Here is an 18,444-nt window from a genome sequence, read left to right on the forward strand (position 1 = left end):
TCGGTGGGAAGGCGACGCGCACGCGCACTCCGGGATGGCGGCAGCCGAGTGCGAGCCGGTGTCGCAAGCGAGCTGAGGGCGGATCCCCAGGTGAGCTGGTTGCCGCACTCTGCTCAGCCCTGAGGAGGACAGACTCTTGGCCACGGTGTTCACCCTCGCCGCCTCGGCGGGCGCCGGATGCACCGCGGCGAGCATCCCGATCGCGGGGCCGCCACCACGGCGGCGACCCGGGACCAGCGACGATGTCTTTGCGGAAGGGCGGGAGAAGCCGCACCGTGGGCTGTCACGGCTTCCCCCTTCGTTTGTGGCAGGCTCGCTCAGGTACGGGTCCAGCGTTGGTTGTTGCGAGGCGGATGTGTTCGCGCAGCCGCTCACTGATCGCCCTCGGGCGTCCTCCGCTCCCTTTTGGGTCCAGTGCATCGAACCCCCGCTCGATGAAGGCGTGCGATGTCGCGGACGGGTCCGCTTGACCCTGTCGAAGGCGCCTGAAGCCGACCGTGGAGACCGCGGTCCACGCGTCATGTGCGGACCGCTTCGTCCTTCCGGCTCACCTGGCCCGTAGGACGTCGAGCGCTGTGAGTGCCACGTGCAGTTCGGTGCGGTGTTCGCCGGACTCGAGATCGCAGTCGAGTATCCGCTCGATGCTGCGCAGACGTTGGTAGACGGTCTCGCGGGACAGACAGCCTGAGCGGGCTGCCAGGGTCTTGTTGCCTGCCGCGTCAAGGTAGTGGCGCAACGTCGTCAGCAAGTCCGTTCCGTGGCGGGCATCATGGTCGAGGAGCCGGCTGAGCCGGCGCTCGGTGAAGTCCTGGATCCGGGTGTCCTCCCGGAGCGCGAAGAGCAGGCGGCGCAGGCCGATGTCGGACGGCTTGTGGTAGGAGCGTCCCGGCGGGAGCGGCTGGCCGGGCTCGGTGGCTTCGGTGACGCGGGTCGCCTCGCGGAAGGATCGGGCGACATCGAAGAGGTCCGTCGCCTCGCTGCCTGCGCTGACGGTGGCCCCCGGCGCCAACTCGAGTACGGTGCGGCTCAGGTGTTCGACCACGGGTGGGCAGGACTGGCCGGGGCGCAGGGACAGGAGGATGCCGAGGCGCGTGGGGCCGAGAACGCCGACGAGGGCCTGTGTCCCTTGCTTCCTCAGCTCTTCGCAGAGGAGTGCCTCGCTTTTCGTCGCGTCGGCCTCTTGAGGGAAGTCCGCGAGCACGGCCATGAAGCTGCAGTCCTTGGTGGACAGACCCAGTGCGGCGACCCGGGCATCGGCGTCCGTAGGAGAGTGGTGACGTTGTCCGACGAGGTCGCGCAGGAGATTGCGGTGTGCGGTGCGTTCCCAGGGCACGGGGTGGATGACGCGGGCGATGGTGAGGGCCATCGCAGCTCTCTCCAGGACCGTCACAGCCGTGGGGCCGAATGTCGAGGGGGTGGCCTGGCCTGGCGGGGCGGGCAGCATGACCACCCGGCCCCAGCTTTCGCCCTGGTACTCCACGGATGTCACGAGCCAGCCGCCGGGTCCGGACACGGATGTGTGGCCGGCGGGAGGTGTCGCTCGTGAACGCCGTTCCCAGTCGCTGAGCGCTGCCTCGACCGTGCCTGCGGAGGGCGCGCAGATCAGTGCCTGGTGGGCCAGGTTCTCCAGTACGACGGTGTGGCCGCTCATCTCAGCGGCGGCACGTACGACCTCCTCGGGCACAGCGCCGCGCAGGGTGAGGGCGGTGAACGCCTCGTGAATGCGCTGGGTCCGGCGCATCTCCTCGGCCTGGTTGCCGAGGATGAGAGCGTGGACGACCTGTGTGACCTCAAGGAAGTTGACGTCCTTTGCCAGGGTCACGAGGGGGAGCCCGCGGGCCTCGCAGGCATGGACCAGGGCGTCGGGCGGGCGGTGGTAACGGCGGACCAGTTCGATGACCAAGGCCGCCGCGCCGATGTCGGCGAGTTCGTTCACGTAGCGGCGTACGCCGGCCGGCTCCTCGGGCAGGGGCATACCGGTGGTCAGTACGAGCTCGCCGCCCTTGAGGAAGGAGGCAGGGTCGGTCAGCTCGGTCATGTGAACCCAGCGGACCGGGCGGTCGAGCAGGTCTGCTCCGGTGACGACCTGCGGCTGCCCGGCGGACAGGACGGGAAGGGCCAGAACGTCGGCCACGGTGAGCGGATGGCCGGCGGTGGCCATGTCCGGGCCTGCCAAGGAGGCGCCAAGACCGTCGGTGACGGGCCTTGCAGCCGTGTGGTGCTTCTCGCGCATGGGACCTCCCTGGGTGCTCCGTCACCCTGACAAGCCTCACTGACCTGCGCAAGAGCCATGAAAGGGCCGCTGTGAGCAGGACGAGCGGGGCGTGATGCCCGATGCGGCTGACACAACGTCCAGATGCCGCGGCGCGGGCGGACAGATCGAGCGTTGGCGTCATCGAGGTACGTGGAGATGCTCGACCGGACCGGAGCCAGACCGACGACCCGCCGGGAGACGAACATGACTGCACTGTCGCCGCACCTTCGCCAGGCCACGCCCGTGGTGGCGGTCCGGGGAGAGGGCGTCCACCTCTACGGTGATGACGGCCGCCGCTACCTCGACTTCACCGCCGGCATCGGTGTGACCAGTACCGGGCACTGCCACCCCAAGGTCGTAGCGGCTGCCCGGGAACAGGTGGGCACCCTCGTCCACGGCCAGTACACGACAGTCATGCACAAGCCGCTGCAGCGGCTTGTCGACAAGCTGGGCGAGGTCTTGCCCGAGGGGCTCGACAGCCTGTTCTTCACCAACTCCGGCAGCGAGGCGGTGGAGGCGGCGCTGCGGCTGGCCCGGCAGGCCACCGGTCGGCCGAACATCCTGGTCTGCCACGGTGGCTTCCACGGTCGTACGGTGGCCGCCGCCTCGATGACGACCTCCGGCACCCGCTTCCGGTCCGGCTTCTCCCCGTTGATGAGCGGTGTCGTCGTCACCCCCTTCCCTTCGACCTTCCGCTACGGCTGGGACGAGGAGACCGCGACACGATTCGCCCTGCAGGAGCTGGACTACACACTCCAGACGATCTCCTCACCTGCTGACACGGCCGCCGTCATCGTCGAGCCGGTGCTTGGCGAGGGCGGGTACGTGCCCGCGACCCGCGCCTTCCTGGAGGGCCTGCGGGATCGGGCCGACCGGCACGGCTTCCTGCTGATCCTCGACGAGGTGCAGACCGGAGTGGGCCGCACTGGCCGATTCTGGGGACACGAGCACTTCGGCGTCACACCCGACATCCTCATCACCGCGAAGGGACTGGCCAGCGGCTTCCCGCTGGCAGGTATCGCCGCCTCCGACGAGCTGATGGCCAAGGCGTGGCCGGGATCGCAGGGCGGTACGTACGGCGCCAACGCCGTCGCCTGCGCCGCGGCCTGCGCCACCCTCGACATCGTCCGCGACGAGAAGCTCGTCGAGAACGCCGAGGCGATGGGCAAGCGCCTTCGCCAGGGCCTGGAGGCGGTGGCCGACCGGACCGTAGGCATCGGTGACGTACGCGGCCTCGGGCTCATGCTCGCCACCGAGTTCGTCACCGAGGACGGCAGTCCGGACCCCGAGACTGCCGCCCGCGTGCAGCGTGCCGCTGTCGACCAGGGCCTGCTCCTGCTTCTGTGCGGCGCCTGGAACCAGGTCGTGCGGATGATCCCGGCCCTGGTGATCGACGAGACGGCGGTGGACCAGGGACTCCAGGCATGGGCGGCCGCGGTGGAGGCCGGCACATCGGGAGCGGCGCGGCGATGACGCGGTCGGGCCGGGGTGCCGTCCTTGCCGACCGCACCGGCCTGCGCGCACCGAGGGCTCCTGTGCGGTCGTCACCGCGGCGACGGTCCGCCTGGTGGCGACCGCACAGGCTTCAACACCGCTCCCTCGCGTCTTGAGTCAGGCGCTTGCGGAAGTCGCGCAGGTAAGCGGCCAGGCTCTCCGGCGCTGCTGTACGTCCAGCAGCTAGTGCCGCGACAGGCAACGTTCGCCCCGTCGCGACGCCCGGCACGCCCTCTCGCCGCACCGGCCGAAAGCCCAAGTACATCCAGTACGAGGGCTTCCGGCCGGCACACCGAGAGCACGCACCGGACCCCGCTCCTCAACGGGCAAACGTTGCCTGCCGCGGCACTAGGTGGCGCGGGCCTTCACCGCGTCCGCGTCGTCGCAGTCGAACTCGACATACCACCAGGCACGTCCCTCGGGGAGGCCGGTGACGGAGTCCGGGCCGCGGCGGGCCCGCATGGTGGCGACGACCGCCTCGTCCATGCCCATCACCGCGGTGAGAGGGGCGCAGCGCCTGCAGCATGGCGCTCATGGAACGCTGATCTACTGCCGGTTTTCGGACCTCCGCCGGGACACGGCTGTGACTCAGCGCCTCAGCCGGCCATTGAGCGCCTCGATCAGCTGTGACCGCGCTTCGGTGACACCACGGTCAGTGCATCGGGGGTCCGTGCTTCGTCGAGGCCGTCCTTCACGCAACCATGGTCGGGACCAATCGAGTCGTCGGCTGCTTTGTTGAGGGGCAGAGGGTGCGTGATGGACATTCGGCAGCTGGAGTACTTCCTTGCGATCGTTGATCGTGGGGGGTTCAACCGTGCGGCCTCGGCTCTGTACGTGTCGCAGCCGTCGCTGTCGCAGGCCGTGCGGGCACTGGAGCGTGATCTCGGTTCCCAGTTGTTCCATCGCATCGGGCGTAGGGCAGTGCTGACGGAGGCCGGAAGGGCTCTGATCGAGCCTGCCCGGGAGGCTGTGCGGAGTTTGGAGACGGCGCGGGCGAGTGTCGCGGCGGTGCATGAGCTGCGTGAGGGGCGCCTGGACGTGGCATCCGTGCCGTCGCAGGCGGTGGAGCCGCTGACGAGTTTGGTGAGTGCCTTCAGCCACCGGTATCCCGGCGTCTCCGTGGCCATCAAAGCGGCGTTCACCTCGCGTGATGTGATCGACATGGTGCGCACGGGTGCCGTGGAACTGGGGCTCTTGGCGTCCGCCGGGCCGCTCTCCGACAAGGAGGTCGTCTCCCATGCGCTGGGGCGGCAGCGCTTTGTGCTGATGGTGCCGGCCGACGGCCCGTTCGCTGATCGGACGGCGGTGGAGTGCCAGGAGCTTGCAGGACAGCGGCTGATCGTCGGGCAGCCGGGTACCGGGATGCGCGCCTACGTCGACGCGCTGCGGGAACAGGGCGTCGAGTTCACCGTCGCCGCCGAGACCGAGCACCGGGTGTCGCTCATGCCCCTGGTACTGGCCGGTGTCGGGCTCGCGGTGGTCATGGATTCCTGGCGGGACCTCGCCCGGCAGCTGGGCGCCCGCGTCCTGGACATCGAGCCGGAGACCACCTTGGACATCGCTCTCGTCAGCCGCCGCGGCAGCCTGTCACCGGCAGCCGCCGCGTTCGTCACGGCCGCCATCTCGGCCGCCGGCAGCTGATAGGCGCCGCTTATAAGGGATATCCGCTTTGCGTCTTGGACGCCCCGCGGACCGCCTTGCTGCAATCGACGGCATGACGACGAACCACCGCATTGCCCTGATCCCCGGCGACGGCATCGGCGCCGAGGTACTGCCCCCTGCACAGCAGGTGCTCGATGTTCTCGGCCGCCGCCACGGCTTCAGCCTGTCCTACACGTCGTACGACTGGTCGTGCGAGCGGTACCTGCGGGAGGGCGCGATGATGCCCGCCGACGGGATCGACCAGCTGCGCGACAAGGACGCGATCCTGCTGGGCGCCGTCGGCTACCCGGGGGTGCCGGACCATGTCTCACTGTGGGGGTTGCTGATCCCGATACGGCGCAGCTTCCGCCAGTACGTCAACCTCCGGCCCGTCCGTGTCTTCGCAGGCATCGACAGTCCGGTGCGCGGCGCACAGCCGGGCGAGGTCGATCTCGTCGTCGTGCGGGAGAACGCCGAGGGCGAGTACAGCGAGATCGGGGGACGGCTGAACCAGGGCACGTCCGAGGAGCTGGCCGTCCAGGAAGCGGTGTTCACCCGGGCCGGGGTCACCCGTATCGCCGACTACGCGTTCTCGCTCGCCGCCCGCCGCCGAGGGAAGCTCACCTCCGCCACCAAGTCCAACGGCATCATTCACACCATGCCGTTCTGGGACGAGCTGATCGCCGAGCGGGCCGCCGAACACCCCGGCGTCACCTGGGACCAGGAGCACATCGATGCGCTGGCGGCCAAGTTCGTCCTCGACCCCGCCCGCTTCGACGTCGTCGTCGCCTCCAACCTCTTCGGCGACATTCTCAGCGACCTCGCGGCCGCGGTCGCCGGATCCATCGGCATCGCCCCGGCGGCCAACCTCAACCCCGAGGGTGACTTCCCCTCGATGTTCGAGCCGGTACACGGCTCAGCGCCCGACATCGCGGGCCAGGGCATCGCCAACCCGCTGGGCGCGATCTGGTCCGCGGCCATGATGCTCGACCACCTCGGCCATCCAGTCGCGGCCAAGGACATCACGGACGCGATCGCGTCGGTCCTGGCCAAGACCGATACCCGCACACGTGACCTGGGCGGAACCGCGACCACCGCCGAGTTCACCGACAGGCTGATCGAGCTCCTCTGAGCCATGTTCTTCCGCGGTGGGCGGCAGGGACGACGCCGCCCACCGGTCACTCCCGCGCGCCCTCTGCCCTTTTGCGAGCCGCCCCGGTGCCGCGCAGTCCCGCTCGAGCGCCCTGGCCATGAGGTGAACTTGGGATCGGACACGACGCACGTACACAAGGCGTCTCCTGGGGCACCGGTCGCCGCGAGGCGACGCGGGGTTACGGCCGACGTTCTCGTCACACGCCGGGAACAGCTGCTTCTCCCGCGTCCAGAACCAGCACCGCGACGTGCAGGGACGTGCGCTGCAGACCTGATTCCAGGTCGCAGCCGAGGAGCCGTTCGATGGTGTGGAGGCGCTGGTAGTACGCCTGCCGGGACATGCCGGCACGTTTGGCCGCCACCGACTTGTTCCCGGCCGCCGCCAGATAGACGCGCAGTGCCGGGAGCAGATCGCCGCCATTACGGCCGTCGTGCTCGATGAGGCGGGTCAGCTGCCGTTCCGCGTACCGCTGAAGACGGGTGTCCTCGCGCAGGACGCCCAGCAACTCCGGCAGCCGGACGTCGGCGGGGACGTAGAACCACCGCTCCGGGGAGGCCGGTGTGATGGCCTCCGCCGTCTGCTCCGCCTCCTGCCACGACCGGGCGATCCCGCCGAGGTCGGTCACCCCGGGGCCGACGGCGACGACGGCCCGCGGTCCGAGCTCCTCCCGGGTCAGACGGCCGATCTGCTCGGCGACCGGCTGCCAGGCGCTCGCCTGTGCCAGAGCCATGAGTACGCCGATGCGGCCAGGGGCGGTCTCGCCGACCAGGGCGCGGATGCCTGTGTGCGCCAGAGCCTTCCCGATCCGTTCGTCGAGGTGCTCACCATCGGTGCCGGTGTACGGGTGGCGGATGACCACGGCGAAGAGGCGGTGTCCGAGGGTGGGCAGTCCTAGTGCCTCGGCGCGGGCGCGGGCGTCCGCAGGGGAGCGGAAACGCCGTTCGTACAGGTCTCGCAGTACGGAGCGGTGGGCCCGGCGCTCCCACCAGGCCTGCCCCGCCAGACGCGCCATGGTCAGCGCGATCGCCGCACGCTCCAGCACCAGGACGTGTTCCGGGTCGGGCTCGGCGCTCAGCCGGTCCTCCAGCAGGACCAGCCGCCCCCACGGGCCGTGGTGGTCCTGCACCGGCGCGATCAGCCACCCCTCCGGGCCGCTCGGCGTGATCCTCTCCGGCGTCGCGGCGGCCCGCGAACGCCGCGACCAGGCCGACACCACCGGCTCGTACGGCCGGCCGAGCAGCTCGCACATCAGGACCCGGTGGGTGAGATCCTCCAGCACCACGGGGGCTCCGGTGAGCTCCGCGGTGGTGTGCACCAGTTCCTCGGGGTCCGCGCCCCGCAGTGTCAGGGCGGTGAAAATGTCCTGGATGTCCCGCCCGCGGCGCAGCAGGGCCCCCTGGGCGTCGAGGATGAGCGCGTGCACCGTCTGCGTGACGTCGATGAACCGGACGCCACGGGCCAACTCGACCAGCGGCACGTCACGGGCGCGGCACGCCGCCACCAGCTCGTGGGGCACCTTCTGGTATCGGTAACCGAGCTCCACGATCAGGCCGGCCGCGCCGACGTCCGCGAGCTGGTCGACGTAGCCGCGCAGCTCGGAGGCGTCCTCGGGATGCGGCATGCCGGTCGTCAGCACCAGCTCGCCGCCCTCCAGGAAATCGGCGGGGTTGAGCAGCTCGGTGACATGCACCCAGCGCACCGGGCTGTCCAGTTGCGACTCGCCGGCCAGCACGCGCGGCATCCCCTCGGCGAGCACGGGCAGGCCCAGTACCTCCCTAAGGGTAGGGAAGTGCCCGGTTGCATGGTGTCTGGGCGGCATAGGGGGTCTTTCATCCGAGGGAATCGGGCTCACCTTCGCACCGGCCACTCATCGTGACAAGAGGAGAGCCCTCATTTGTGCAGTGCGGCCGTCCGCAGTGACAGACCGTCTCGAGAAGGCCTCGAGTCGGAACACTGTGTGGGTTGACCTGCAGGTTCTGCCGGGCGGAAAGTGAACGCCATCCCCAGCAGGATGCGGACTGGAAAGGTCCGCACGGTGTTCCGCACCTGCTGGGGCCCGACTGCCACCCGGACCACACCATCGAGAGGAGCGACCTCATGCGCATCCCGAAGCGCGTCGCCGTGATCGGTGCCGGCAGCATGGGCAGCCAGGCCATGTGGCGACTGGCCGCCCGCGGAGCCGAGGTCATCGGCTACGACCGGTACGCACCAGGTCACGACCGAGGCGCGGCCGGGGGCGAGAGCCGCATCTACCGAGCCGCCCACCTCGGCGAGCCTGCGTACATTCCTCTGCTGCGGCTCGCAGACCGGATGTGGGAGCAGCTCCAGGCAGAGACGGGCCGGTCGCTGCGACGCCGCAGCGGCAGCCTCGTGATGGGAGAGACCGCCTCACCGTCCATGCGCCTCCTCCTGTCCACCAGCGCCGCGCATGGGCTGGATCACGAGGTCTTGGACCGGGAGGAACTCGGCCGCCGCTACCCGCAGCACCGGCTCCCGGACGGACACACCGCCGTTCTCGACCGGTTGGGCGCCGTCATCAGGCCGGAGGCGTCCATCCAGGCCGCCGCCGCCCGTGCCGAGCACCTGGGCGCCCTGCTGCACCGCTACACCACGGTGCGGGAGGTCGTCCCGGCAGCGGGCGGCGGGGTTCGGGTCGTCACCGACCAGGGCACGGACCACGTGGACACCGCCGTGGTGACCGTGGGCCCCTGGATCAACACCCTGCTCCCCGACCTTCCCCGGACCATCGATGTCCGCCGCGTGGTCTGCTCCTGGCACCTGCCCACCCGCCACGACTGGTTCGCGGGCGGTGCTCCTCCCTTCGTGCGCGCCGCACCCCACGACTGCTTCGGGATCCCGTCGCCCGACGGCATCTCCGTCAAGCTCGGTCTCTCCGTCAAATACCATGCGCCGGTGCCCGAGCCCGAACGGCTCGACCGTACGGTCCGCCCCGAGGAACTCGGCACCTTCCGCGAGCTCATTGGTGAACTCATGCCCGACCTGAGCCCCGACCCCATCAGGATGTCGGCCTACATGGAGGGCTACACGGAGTCCGGAAACCCGCTCGTCGGTCATCTCCCCGGCGAGGACGACATCATCGTCATGGCCGGGTTCTCCGGCAGCGGTTTCAAGTTCTCGCCCGCGATGGGAGAGATCGCCGCCGACCTGGCGCTCGACGGCACCACGCAGCACCCTGTCGACTTCCTTGCTCCGGCAGGAGTCGGCGCCGCCTGATCCCCGGCGATGGTCGACGTCATCGCCACCCACTCCCCACTCTCGACACCTCTGTCATGAGCATGTCTAAAGAGGGTCCGCGCTGGCCCTGACCGGTCCCCCGACGCAAGAAAGTGGAGCACCTCCATGCCCATTCCCTCGTTCCAGTTCCGCCCGAAGTACGTCTCGTTCGACTGCTACGGCACGTTGATCGAGTGGCCGATGACCCCCATCACGCGTGAGCTCGTCGGTGACCAGATCCAGGCCGAGCACTGGGACCAGTTCGTCAAGGAGTTCCGCGGCTACCGCTACGACTCGGTCCTCGACAAGTACTACCCCTACGAGCAGACGCTGCAGGCCGCCTTCGAGGGGGTCTGCCGCAAGTGGGGCATCAAGGCGGCCCCGGACGCGGGCAAGCGGCTCGCCGACGGCGTGCGCAGCTGGGGCCCGCACGCCGACGTGCCGGAACCCCTGAAGAAGATGGGCGAGAACTACAAGCTGGTGATCCTCTCCAACGCCGACGACTCCTTCCTCGCCGAGAGCGTGCCCCGGCTCGGTGCGGACTTCCACGCGGTCTTCACCGCGGAGCAGGCCGGCTACTACAAGCCCCGCTACGCCGCGTTCGAGTACATGCTCGACCAACTCGACGCGTCCCCCGAGGACTTCGTGCACGTCTCCTCGCACACCCGCTACGACCTGATGCCGATGCACGACATGGGCTTCCGCAACCTCGTCCTCCTGGACCGCGGCTGTGACCCGGTCACCCACGGCTACGACTACGTGACCGTCAAGTCCCTGGACGAGCTCAACCAGATGCTGGGCATCTGACGCGCGACGCGCACCCGCTCACCCAGCACCTTCTTCCCGACACGCCCCCGGTCTCGCGTGGCCGCCCATGAGCCCTGCGTGTGTCCGGCCGCCGACTGACGACGTCCCGCCCCCCGTCCGATCCGCACGTCGTCCCCCGCATCACGGATTCCCCGTATCCCCAGCATTCTCCAGGAGGCACCGCCATGGAAACCAACCGGACAGGCCGCAGAACCGTACTCCGCACCGCAGGCGCTGTGGCCGCCGCCATGCAGGTCAACAGGCACTTGGGCGTCCCGATCGTCACCACCGCCCTGGCCCTCGCGCTCGCCGCGTGCGGGGCGAGCGGCACCCCGCAGAACGTGGGGGCGAAGGGCACGACGCAGGGCGGGGGAGCCGGCGCGTCCGCCGAGCACACCGACGACATCTCGGTGGGCGTGAAGCCGGACCCGAAGGCGGTGAAGCTGCTGCCCGCGGCGGTGAAGGCCAAGGGCACGCTCTCGGTGGCCATGGACCTGGCCTATCCGCCCACCACGTTCATGGCGTCGGACAACAAGACCCCGATCGGGTTCAACCCGGACATGTCCCGGCTGATCGCTGCCAAGCTCGGCCTGAAACTCCAGATCAACAACGTCAAGTTCGACACCATCATCACCGGACTGCAAGCCAACCGGTACGACTTCACCGCCTCCACCATGGGTGCCACCAGCGACCGGCTGAAGGTGCTCGACATGGTCGACTACATCAACTCCGGGACCGGAGTGTCCGTCCCTTACGGCAACCCGCAGAAGCTGAGCACCCACACGCTGTGCGGGCACCGCGTCGCCGTCCCCTCCGGCAGCACCGCGGAGCTCCAGTGGCTGCCCCAGCTGTCCAAGCAGGACTGTACGGGCAAGGGCGAGCCGGCCATCAAGTCGGTGACCCTGCCCAGCGTGAACGACGCTCTGACCCAGCTGGTCTCCAAGCGGATCGACGCGGTGATGTACGACTTCACCTCGCTCGAGTGGGCGGCCGCGCAGCAGCCCAAGACGTTCGAGGTCCTCAAGCCCCTGGTGGCCACCAAGCCCGCGACCGTCGCGCTGAAGAAGGACTCGCCGCTGACCCCCGCCGTGAAGGCTGCCATCCAGTCGATCATCGACGACCCCAAGTACATCCAGGCGCTGGGCCGTTGGGGCCTCAAGGACCTCGGGATCAAGACCGCGGCCATGGCCGTCCCGCAGGACTGACATGTCCACGGATCTGATCGGTACGAAGACCAGGAGCCGACCGGTGTCACAACTGCTGGCCGAAGAGAAGAAGCGGATCACGCCGAAACGTCCGCGCGACTATGTCGCCTGGGCCGTCGCGATCGCGATCGTCGCCGGTCTGGTGTGGACCGCGGTGACGAACGAGAACTATCGCTGGCCGGTGGTGTTCAGCTACTTCACCACTGAAACCATCCTCAACGGCCTGCTGATCACGCTGCTTCTGACCGTGGCGAGCATGGCTCTGGGCACGCTGCTGGGGCTGGTGCTGGCGGTGATGCGGATGTCGCACCAGCGGCCCATTTCCGGGCTGGCCCAGCTCTACATCACCTTCTTCCGTGGCACCCCGGTGCTCGTGCAGCTGGTCTTCTGGTTCAACATCGCGGCGCTGTACCCGCACCTCTCCATCGGCGTCCCGTTCACCGACATCTCCACGCCGGTCAACGTGAACGCGATCATGACCCCGATGACCGCGGCCATCGTGGGGCTGACGCTCAACCAGGCCGCCTACATGTCCGAGATCATCCGGGGCGGGTTCGCATCGGTCAGCCGCGGACAGCACGAGGCCGCGGAGTCCCTGGGCATGTCGGGGTTCACCAAGCTTCGACACGTGATCATCCCGCAGACCATGCCGGCGGTCATCCCGGCCACCGGCAACCAGGTGATCGGCATGCTCAAGGAGACCTCGCTGGTGAGCGTGCTCGGCGTCGCCGACCTGCTGAACAGCGCACAGTCGATCTACGCCCGCAACTACCAGACGATTCCGCTGCTGATCGTGGCCAGCCTCTGGTATCTGATCATGACGCTGGTGCTGAGCGTGCCGCAGTCCATGATCGAGCGCCGTTTCTCCCGCTCGACCAGGACGCGGCTGACCCCGGCCACCACCTCGGCCGAGCCGGGGGCGGGCCGGCCAGTTCCCACCACGAGGGAGTCCCTGCTGTGAACGCCGACGGAACGATCGTCGCACGCAAGCTGTGCAAGAGCTTCGGACGTCACCAGGTCCTGCGTGACATCGACCTGACCGTCGCGGCCGGGGAGATCTCCTGCATCATTGGGCCCAGCGGATCGGGCAAATCGACACTGCTGCGGTGCGTCAACGGTCTGGAGACCGTCGACCGCGGAGTCCTGCGAGTCAATGGAGAGGACTTCGGCTACGTCGAGAAGGACGACGCCTACCACGCCGTCCGCCCGCAGCGGCTGGCCGAGCAGCGTGCCCGCATCGGCATGGTGTTCCAGCAGTTCAACCTGTTCCCGAACATGACCGCCGAAAGCAATGTCATGTCCGGACCGGTGCTGGTGCAGAAGAAGGACCGCGCCACCTGCCGGGAGCAGGCACAAGAGCTGCTGGCCAAGGTCGGCCTCAAGGGCTGTGGCCACAAGTACCCCGCTCAACTCTCCGGCGGCCAGCAGCAGCGCGTGGCCATCGCCCGCGCGCTGGCGATGGAACCCACCATCATGCTGTTCGACGAACCCACCAGCGCGCTGGACCCCGAGCGCGTGGGTGAAGTACTCGCCGTCATGCGCGACCTCGCCGGCAACGGAATGACCATGCTGCTCGTCACCCACGAGATGGGCTTCGCCCGCGAGGTCGCCGACGAAGTGCTGTTCATGGACGAAGGCATCGCAGTCGAACGCGGCGACGCCCGCGAAGTGCTGGCCAACCCCCGTGAGAAACGAACCCAGGCCTTCCTCGAAAGGGTGCTGTAGGCAGTGGCACCGACGGGTGGCAGCGGCTCCGGCAGCGAGGCTGGAGGAGACGCTGACCGACCGCGGTGAACGTGACACCCGCTCCCTGCAGGTCCTGGTCTCCAACGCCCGCCGTTTCGACGTCGCCCCGACCGTCACAGCCGTCAGCACGGTCCTCATCGCCCTGGCGTCCTCGCCCTCGCATTGGTCGCTCTCGTTCGCAAACTCGGCGGCCACCGGGACGGCCAGAACGTCCTCCTCGTAGAACCCGTCACCTGAGCCTCGCGCCGACACGGGCCGCGCCACCGCTGACATCGCCGTCGGCCGGGCCCCTGGTGCTGCCCGGCCGCGCCCCCTTCGAAACCCCCCGCCAAGGACCCGACATGAAGACGATTCCCTACTGGATAGAAACCGCCGGGGCGTTTCCCGACCGATCCGGTAAGCCGCTGACCGAGGACACCGATCTGGTGGTCGTCGGCGCCGGCCTGACGGGGCTGTCCACCGCCCTCCACTCCGCCCGCAAGGGCGCCCGCGTCACCCTCGTCGAAAAGGGCCAGATCGGCTCCGGTGCCTCCGCCCGCAACGGCGGCATGGCCAACCTGGGCTTCACCATCGGCGTGGGCCAGGCCATCCGCCGCTACGGACTCGAACGGGCCCGCGAGATCTACAACTCCTACGGCGAGGCCGTGGACACCGTCGAGCGGCTCGTGAACGAGGAATCCCTCGACTGCCAGTTCCGCCGCGTCGGACGCCTGGGTGTCGCGTCCCGCCCCGCCCACTTCGAGAGCAAGAAGGCCCAACAACGCGACCTGGCCAAGTACTTCGGACACGAGACCACTCTGATCGGCAAGGCCGAGCTGCGTTCCGAGATTGGCTCCGACGCCTACCACGGCGGCCTGCTCGACCCGTTCAGCGCGGCCCTGCACGTCGGCCGCTTCGTGCGCGGTATGGCCGAGGCGTGCGAGCGCACCGGTGTCGAGATCCACGAGCGCAACGCGGCCATCGGCGTGCGGCGTACCGCCGCCGGCCGGTTCGAGGTCAGTACCGAGCGCGGTGTCATCCGTGCCGGGCAGGTCATGATGGCCACCGACGCCTACACCGACAAGAACTTCCCGTGGCTGCGCCGCCAGCAGGTCTGCGTGGGCAGCTTCATCATCGTCACCGAGCCGCTCGGCGAGGAGCTCGCCCGGGACATCATCCCCAAGGGCCGCCTCCTCGTCGATTCCAACAAGGTCTGCCACTACTTCCGGCTCACCCCGGACAACCGGCTGCTGTTCGGCGGCCGCGCCCGCTTCGCGCCGTCCGACCCCACGTCGGACAAGAAGAGCGGAGCCGTCCTGTTCCGTGAGATGTGCGAGATCTTCCCCCAGCTCTCCCGGACCAAGATCGAGTACGTGTGGGGCGGATCCGTCGGTTTCGCCATGGACCGCATCGTGCACGCCGGGCAGACCGAGGACGGCGTCCACTACTCCATGGGCTACGCGGGCCACGGCGTGCAGATGGCCACGCACATGGGGCAGGTCATGGCCGAGGTGATGGACGGCCACCCCGAGGTCAGCCCCGTCCGCGACATCGCCCCGCCCCGCATCCCCCTCTACAACGGCACTGCCTGGTTCCTGCCCTTCGCGGGCGCCTACTACAAGACGCTGGACCGCATCCGCTGACCGGTCGGCAGCCCCTCTACACCTACAAGGAGATACCCACGATGACTGTCGTCCGTAATGTTCCCAAGCAGCTGTTCATCGGCGGCGATTGGCAGGACGCGGAGTCCGGCCGGACCCTGTCCGTCGACAACCCGGCCACCGGCGAGGAACTGTGCCAGGTCGCCGACGCCTCACCCGCCGACGGTCGGCGTGCGGTCGAGGCGGCGGTCGCCGCGCAGGCCGCCTGGGCCGCCACCCCGCCGCGCGTGCGCAGTGAGATCCTGCGCCGCGCCTACGACATCATCATCGCGCGCACCGAGGACCTCGCGTTGCTGATGACCCTGGAGATGGGCAAGTCCCTGGCCGAGGCGCGTGCCGAGGTCGCCTACGGCGCGGAGTTCTTCCGCTGGTTCTCCGAGGAAGCCGTGCGTATCGACGGCGGCATGATGACCGCCCCCGACGGCAGGAACCGTCTGCTGGTCACCCGTCAGCCCGTCGGCCCCTGCCTGCTCATCACCCCCTGGAACTTCCCCCTGGCGATGGGCACCCGCAAGATCGGACCCGCCATCGCCGCCGGCTGCACCATCGTCCTCAAACCCGCCCCCCAGACCCCCCTGACCAGCCTCGCACTGGCGGAGATCCTCACCGAAGCGGGCCTGCCGGCCGGTGTGCTGAACGTCGTCACCACCTCCGACGCCGCCGGCGTGGTCGAACCCCTCCTTCGCGGCGGGAAGATCCGCAAGCTCTCCTTCACCGGCTCCACCCAGGTCGGGCGGATCCTGCTGGCCCAGTGCGCCGACACCGTCATCCGCACCTCCATGGAACTGGGCGGCAACGCTCCTCTCATCGTCTTCGACGACGCCGACCTCGACACCGCCGTCGAGGGCACCATGGTCGCCAAGATGCGCAACATGGGCGAGTCCTGCTGCGCGGCCAACCGCATCTTCGTCCACACCTCGGTCGCCGAGGAGTTCGCCTCCCGCCTCGCCGCACGCATGGCCGCCCTCACCGTCGGGCCCGGCACCGAACCCGGCACCGACGTCGGCCCCCTCATCGACGCCGCCGGCCGCAGCAAGGCCCACGACCTGGTGCAGGACGCCGTCAAGCGCGGTGCCACCGTCCTGACCGGCGGTGAACTCCCCGAAGGGCCGGGCTGCTTCTACCCGCCCACCGTCCTCACCGGCATCACCCCCGACGCCGCGATCATCGACAGCGAGATCTTCGGCCCCGTCGCCGCGATCCGCACCTTCGAGACCGAGGACGAGGCCGTCGCCGCCGCCAACGACACCGAATTCGGCCTGGCCGCCTACCTGTTCACCCAGAACCTCGACCGTGCCCTGCGTGTCGCCGAACGTCTCGAAAGCGGCATGATCGGCATCAACACCGGACTGGTCTCCAACCCCGCCGCGCCCTTCGGCGGCGTCAAGCAGTCCGGCCTGGGCCGCGAAGGCGGACGCGTCGGCATCGACGAGTTCCTGGAGTACAAGTACATGGCCGTCCCCGTCGGAGCCTGACATGCGCGACCGACTCGTCGTCCTCTACCGCGGCAACCGGCCCCCCGCCACCGCACTCATCGAACGCCTCGCGGACACCGTCTACGCCACGGAGGAGGAACTGCCCTACCTCCTCCCCGGCACCGACGTCCTCCTGGCCTGGGTGACCATCACCCCGGCCATCCGGGAGGCGTGGCCCGACGATCCGCAGAAGGCGCCCCGCTGGGTCCACGCGTCCTCCGCGGGCGTGGACTCCTTCCTGTTCCCCGCCCTGGTGGACGATCCGCACGTTGTCCTGACCAACGCCCGCGGGGTCTACGAGCAGCCGACCGCCGAGTACGTCCTGGGCCTGATCCTCGCCCTCGCCAAGGACTTCCCCGGCACGTGGGAGCACCAGCGGCGCCGCGAGTGGCGTCCGCGCCCCAGCGACGGCATCACCGGACGCACTGTGCTGGTCTGGGGGACGGGGCCGATCGGCCGGGCCATCGCCCGGCTGTTGCGCGCCGTCGGGATGCGAGTGAGCGGTGCGGGCCGCAAGTCCCGCACGGACGATCCCGACTTCGGCACTGTTCACGGTGCGACGACCCTGCGCTCCGCCCTGACAGAAGCGGACTACGTCGTCCTGGCCGCCCCCCTCACCCAGGGCACCCGGGGCATGGTCGACGCCCCCGTGCTCGCCGCCATGAAGCCGGGGGCGCGGCTGATCAACGTAGGCCGGGGCGGACTCGTCGACGAGGAGGCGCTGGTCGACCACCTCGCCGCCGGACGGCTCGCCGGCGCGGCCCTGGACGTGTTCGCTCAGGAACCGCTGCCTGCCGAATCACCACTGTGGGACATGCCCGGCGTGATCATCTCCCCGCACACGGCGGGCGAGACCACCAGCGAGCGGGAGGCGCTCATCGAGGTGTTCCTCGACAACTTCGCCCGCCACCTCGAGGGCCGACCGCTGCGCAACGTGGTGGACAAGCGGCGCGGATACGTGGTCGACGACACGCGCTCAGCCTGAGTAGGTGTTTTCTCCGGGTGGGCGTAGGCCCTGCCGTAACTGACCTCGATCGGGCGATTGGCGACGAGCAGGGTCGTCGCCAGCAGGAAGTTGCCTGACTCGACCAGCTTCTGCACGTAGGTGATGGCCTGGCCCAGCTCCTCGTGCGTGATGCCGTGCCTGAGCGCCACGTCCCCGAACGCCTTCTGAAGATCGTCGAACACGACGCGCAGGCGCTGGTTGAACGCGATGTCGGTGCGGGGGGTGTCAGTTGTTGTCACGTCACTCGAGTCCGGCGTCGCCGTCGAAGGACGGCGCGCCTAAGGTCGAAAAGCTGTTGCGCATGAGGTGGGTGTGGATCACGGGGCGTCATCCTCGTGTGTTCCAGACGAGGGGGGCTTTGCGGATCCAGGTGTCGTCCTCGATCGTCTGGACGAGGAACTGGGCGAGGTCGGCGCGGTTGATCCGGGCGCCGGGCTTTTCGGTGCCGGCCTCGGCTGCCCGTACGGGACCACTCAGGGGCTTGTCGGTGAGGGCGACGGCGCGGGCCAGGGTCCAGTCGATGCCGGACGAGGCGCGGACGACCTGGTCGAGGCCGGTGTGGTCCTCGAAGCCCGCCTTGATGTTCGACAGCTTGATGAACGCCTTGACCAGCGGGTTGAGCCGGGCGCTTGCGCGGCCTCCACGAGATCGTGACATCTCTGATCGGCTGGGCCACCGACCACCACGACGAGATCCGCGCGCACCGGGCCCGCGCTGCTGCACCAGCAGCCCGGTCCTGACCGCAGGATCAGCGATCGGCTGTCGGCGCCGGGTGCAGCGCGGATGCCC

Annotated in this window: 16 protein-coding genes; 12 read left to right on the top strand and 4 right to left on the bottom strand. The window is 69.2% G+C overall.

Annotated elements, in window-relative coordinates:
- Positions 1-547 precede the first annotated feature (547 nt).
- Positions 548-2,233: a PucR family transcriptional regulator gene (locus tag ACPT94_RS36675; protein ID WP_360347230.1), complete on the bottom strand. Its 1,686-nt coding sequence runs from the start codon at positions 2,231-2,233 to the stop codon at positions 548-550.
- A gap of 225 nt (positions 2,234-2,458) precedes the next feature.
- On the opposite strand from ACPT94_RS36675, the gene ACPT94_RS36680 reads away from it, so the two are divergent.
- Positions 2,459-3,727, top strand: a complete 1,269-nt coding sequence (locus ACPT94_RS36680; protein WP_360347228.1) for an aspartate aminotransferase family protein — start codon at positions 2,459-2,461, stop codon at positions 3,725-3,727.
- Positions 3,728-4,096: 369 nt separating this feature from the next.
- Here ACPT94_RS36680 and ACPT94_RS36685 read toward each other — a convergent pair whose 3' ends face one another.
- Positions 4,097-4,234 (bottom strand): hypothetical protein, encoded by a 138-nt coding sequence (locus ACPT94_RS36685; RefSeq protein ID WP_360347226.1) that lies wholly within the window; start codon positions 4,232-4,234, stop codon positions 4,097-4,099.
- A gap of 270 nt (positions 4,235-4,504) precedes the next feature.
- Here ACPT94_RS36685 and ACPT94_RS36690 point away from each other — a divergent pair, with 270 nt between their 5' ends.
- Both ACPT94_RS36690 and ACPT94_RS36695 read left to right on the top strand, forming a co-directional pair.
- A complete protein-coding gene (locus ACPT94_RS36690) occupies positions 4,505-5,389 on the top strand; it encodes a LysR family transcriptional regulator (protein WP_360347224.1) in 885 nt (294 codons plus the stop codon).
- A 73-nt stretch (positions 5,390-5,462) separates the two neighbouring features.
- Positions 5,463-6,521, top strand: coding sequence for a tartrate dehydrogenase (locus ACPT94_RS36695; protein WP_360347222.1), 1,059 nt, complete (start codon positions 5,463-5,465; stop codon positions 6,519-6,521).
- Positions 6,522-6,738: 217 nt separating this feature from the next.
- Here ACPT94_RS36695 and ACPT94_RS36700 read toward each other — a convergent pair whose 3' ends face one another.
- Positions 6,739-8,361, bottom strand: a complete 1,623-nt coding sequence (locus tag ACPT94_RS36700; RefSeq protein ID WP_360347220.1) for a PucR family transcriptional regulator — start codon at positions 8,359-8,361, stop codon at positions 6,739-6,741.
- Positions 8,362-8,639: 278 nt separating this feature from the next.
- Here ACPT94_RS36700 and solA point away from each other — a divergent pair, with 278 nt between their 5' ends.
- From solA to ACPT94_RS36745, 9 genes are all read left to right on the top strand, one after another.
- Positions 8,640-9,776, top strand: a complete 1,137-nt coding sequence (gene solA, locus ACPT94_RS36705) for an N-methyl-L-tryptophan oxidase (RefSeq protein ID WP_360347218.1) — start codon at positions 8,640-8,642, stop codon at positions 9,774-9,776.
- 126 nt (positions 9,777-9,902) lie between these two features.
- Positions 9,903-10,583, top strand: coding sequence for a haloacid dehalogenase type II (locus ACPT94_RS36710; RefSeq protein ID WP_360347216.1), 681 nt, complete (start codon positions 9,903-9,905; stop codon positions 10,581-10,583).
- 185 nt (positions 10,584-10,768) lie between these two features.
- A complete protein-coding gene (locus ACPT94_RS36715) occupies positions 10,769-11,788 on the top strand; it encodes an ABC transporter substrate-binding protein (protein ID WP_360347214.1) in 1,020 nt (339 codons plus the stop codon).
- Position 11,789: 1 nt separating this feature from the next.
- A complete protein-coding gene (locus ACPT94_RS36720) occupies positions 11,790-12,749 on the top strand; it encodes an amino acid ABC transporter permease (RefSeq protein WP_360347212.1) in 960 nt (319 codons plus the stop codon).
- The gene (locus ACPT94_RS36725; RefSeq protein ID WP_130438146.1) at positions 12,746-13,513 is read left to right on the top strand and encodes an amino acid ABC transporter ATP-binding protein; all 768 of its coding nucleotides are present in this window, start codon (positions 12,746-12,748) and stop codon (positions 13,511-13,513) included. The genes ACPT94_RS36720 and ACPT94_RS36725 overlap by 4 nt, the downstream gene beginning before the upstream one ends.
- Positions 13,514-13,529: 16 nt before the next feature.
- Positions 13,530-13,757 (top strand): hypothetical protein, encoded by a 228-nt coding sequence (locus ACPT94_RS36730; RefSeq protein ID WP_360347210.1) that lies wholly within the window; start codon positions 13,530-13,532, stop codon positions 13,755-13,757.
- Between the two features lie 118 nt (positions 13,758-13,875).
- Positions 13,876-15,156 carry an NAD(P)/FAD-dependent oxidoreductase gene (locus ACPT94_RS36735; protein ID WP_360347208.1) on the top strand — a complete coding sequence of 427 codons (1,281 nt, stop codon included), beginning with the start codon at positions 13,876-13,878 and terminating at the stop codon, positions 15,154-15,156.
- A gap of 41 nt (positions 15,157-15,197) precedes the next feature.
- Positions 15,198-16,649 carry an NAD-dependent succinate-semialdehyde dehydrogenase gene (locus tag ACPT94_RS36740; protein ID WP_360347207.1) on the top strand — a complete coding sequence of 484 codons (1,452 nt, stop codon included), beginning with the start codon at positions 15,198-15,200 and terminating at the stop codon, positions 16,647-16,649.
- 1 nt (position 16,650) lies between these two features.
- Positions 16,651-17,634, top strand: a complete 984-nt coding sequence (locus ACPT94_RS36745; RefSeq protein WP_360347205.1) for a D-2-hydroxyacid dehydrogenase — start codon at positions 16,651-16,653, stop codon at positions 17,632-17,634.
- A 348-nt stretch (positions 17,635-17,982) separates the two neighbouring features.
- On the opposite strand, the gene ACPT94_RS36750 is transcribed toward ACPT94_RS36745, so the two are convergent.
- Entirely contained in the window at positions 17,983-18,312 is a 330-nt protein-coding gene (locus ACPT94_RS36750) for an NAD(P)H-binding protein (protein ID WP_360347203.1), read from the bottom strand.
- Between the last annotated feature and the right edge of the window lie 132 nt (positions 18,313-18,444).

Source organism: Streptomyces aurantiaciflavus, assembly GCF_049808595.1.
GTDB lineage: Bacteria > Actinomycetota > Actinomycetes > Streptomycetales > Streptomycetaceae > Streptomyces.

Bases quoted from the DNA above. Each gene is read 5' to 3' on its own strand.
- ACPT94_RS36710 (WP_360347216.1), top strand. From the start codon at position 9,903: ATGCCCATTCCCTCGTTCCAGTTCCGCCCGAAGTACGTCTCGTTCGAC.
- ACPT94_RS36690 (WP_360347224.1), top strand. From the start codon at position 4,505: ATGGACATTCGGCAGCTGGAGTACTTCCTTGCGATCGTTGATCGTGGG.
- ACPT94_RS36715 (WP_360347214.1), top strand. From the start codon at position 10,769: ATGGAAACCAACCGGACAGGCCGCAGAACCGTACTCCGCACCGCAGGC.
- ACPT94_RS36695 (WP_360347222.1), top strand. From the start codon at position 5,463: ATGACGACGAACCACCGCATTGCCCTGATCCCCGGCGACGGCATCGGC.
- ACPT94_RS36675 (WP_360347230.1), bottom strand. From the start codon at position 2,233: ATGCGCGAGAAGCACCACACGGCTGCAAGGCCCGTCACCGACGGTCTT.
- ACPT94_RS36720 (WP_360347212.1), top strand. From the start codon at position 11,790: ATGTCCACGGATCTGATCGGTACGAAGACCAGGAGCCGACCGGTGTCA.
- ACPT94_RS36680 (WP_360347228.1), top strand. From the start codon at position 2,459: ATGACTGCACTGTCGCCGCACCTTCGCCAGGCCACGCCCGTGGTGGCG.
- ACPT94_RS36700 (WP_360347220.1), bottom strand. From the start codon at position 8,361: ATGCCGCCCAGACACCATGCAACCGGGCACTTCCCTACCCTTAGGGAG.
- ACPT94_RS36685 (WP_360347226.1), bottom strand. From the start codon at position 4,234: ATGGACGAGGCGGTCGTCGCCACCATGCGGGCCCGCCGCGGCCCGGAC.
- solA (WP_360347218.1), top strand. From the start codon at position 8,640: ATGCGCATCCCGAAGCGCGTCGCCGTGATCGGTGCCGGCAGCATGGGC.
- ACPT94_RS36735 (WP_360347208.1), top strand. From the start codon at position 13,876: ATGAAGACGATTCCCTACTGGATAGAAACCGCCGGGGCGTTTCCCGAC.
- ACPT94_RS36750 (WP_360347203.1), bottom strand. From the start codon at position 18,312: ATGTCACGATCTCGTGGAGGCCGCGCAAGCGCCCGGCTCAACCCGCTG.
- ACPT94_RS36745 (WP_360347205.1), top strand. From the start codon at position 16,651: ATGCGCGACCGACTCGTCGTCCTCTACCGCGGCAACCGGCCCCCCGCC.
- ACPT94_RS36740 (WP_360347207.1), top strand. From the start codon at position 15,198: ATGACTGTCGTCCGTAATGTTCCCAAGCAGCTGTTCATCGGCGGCGAT.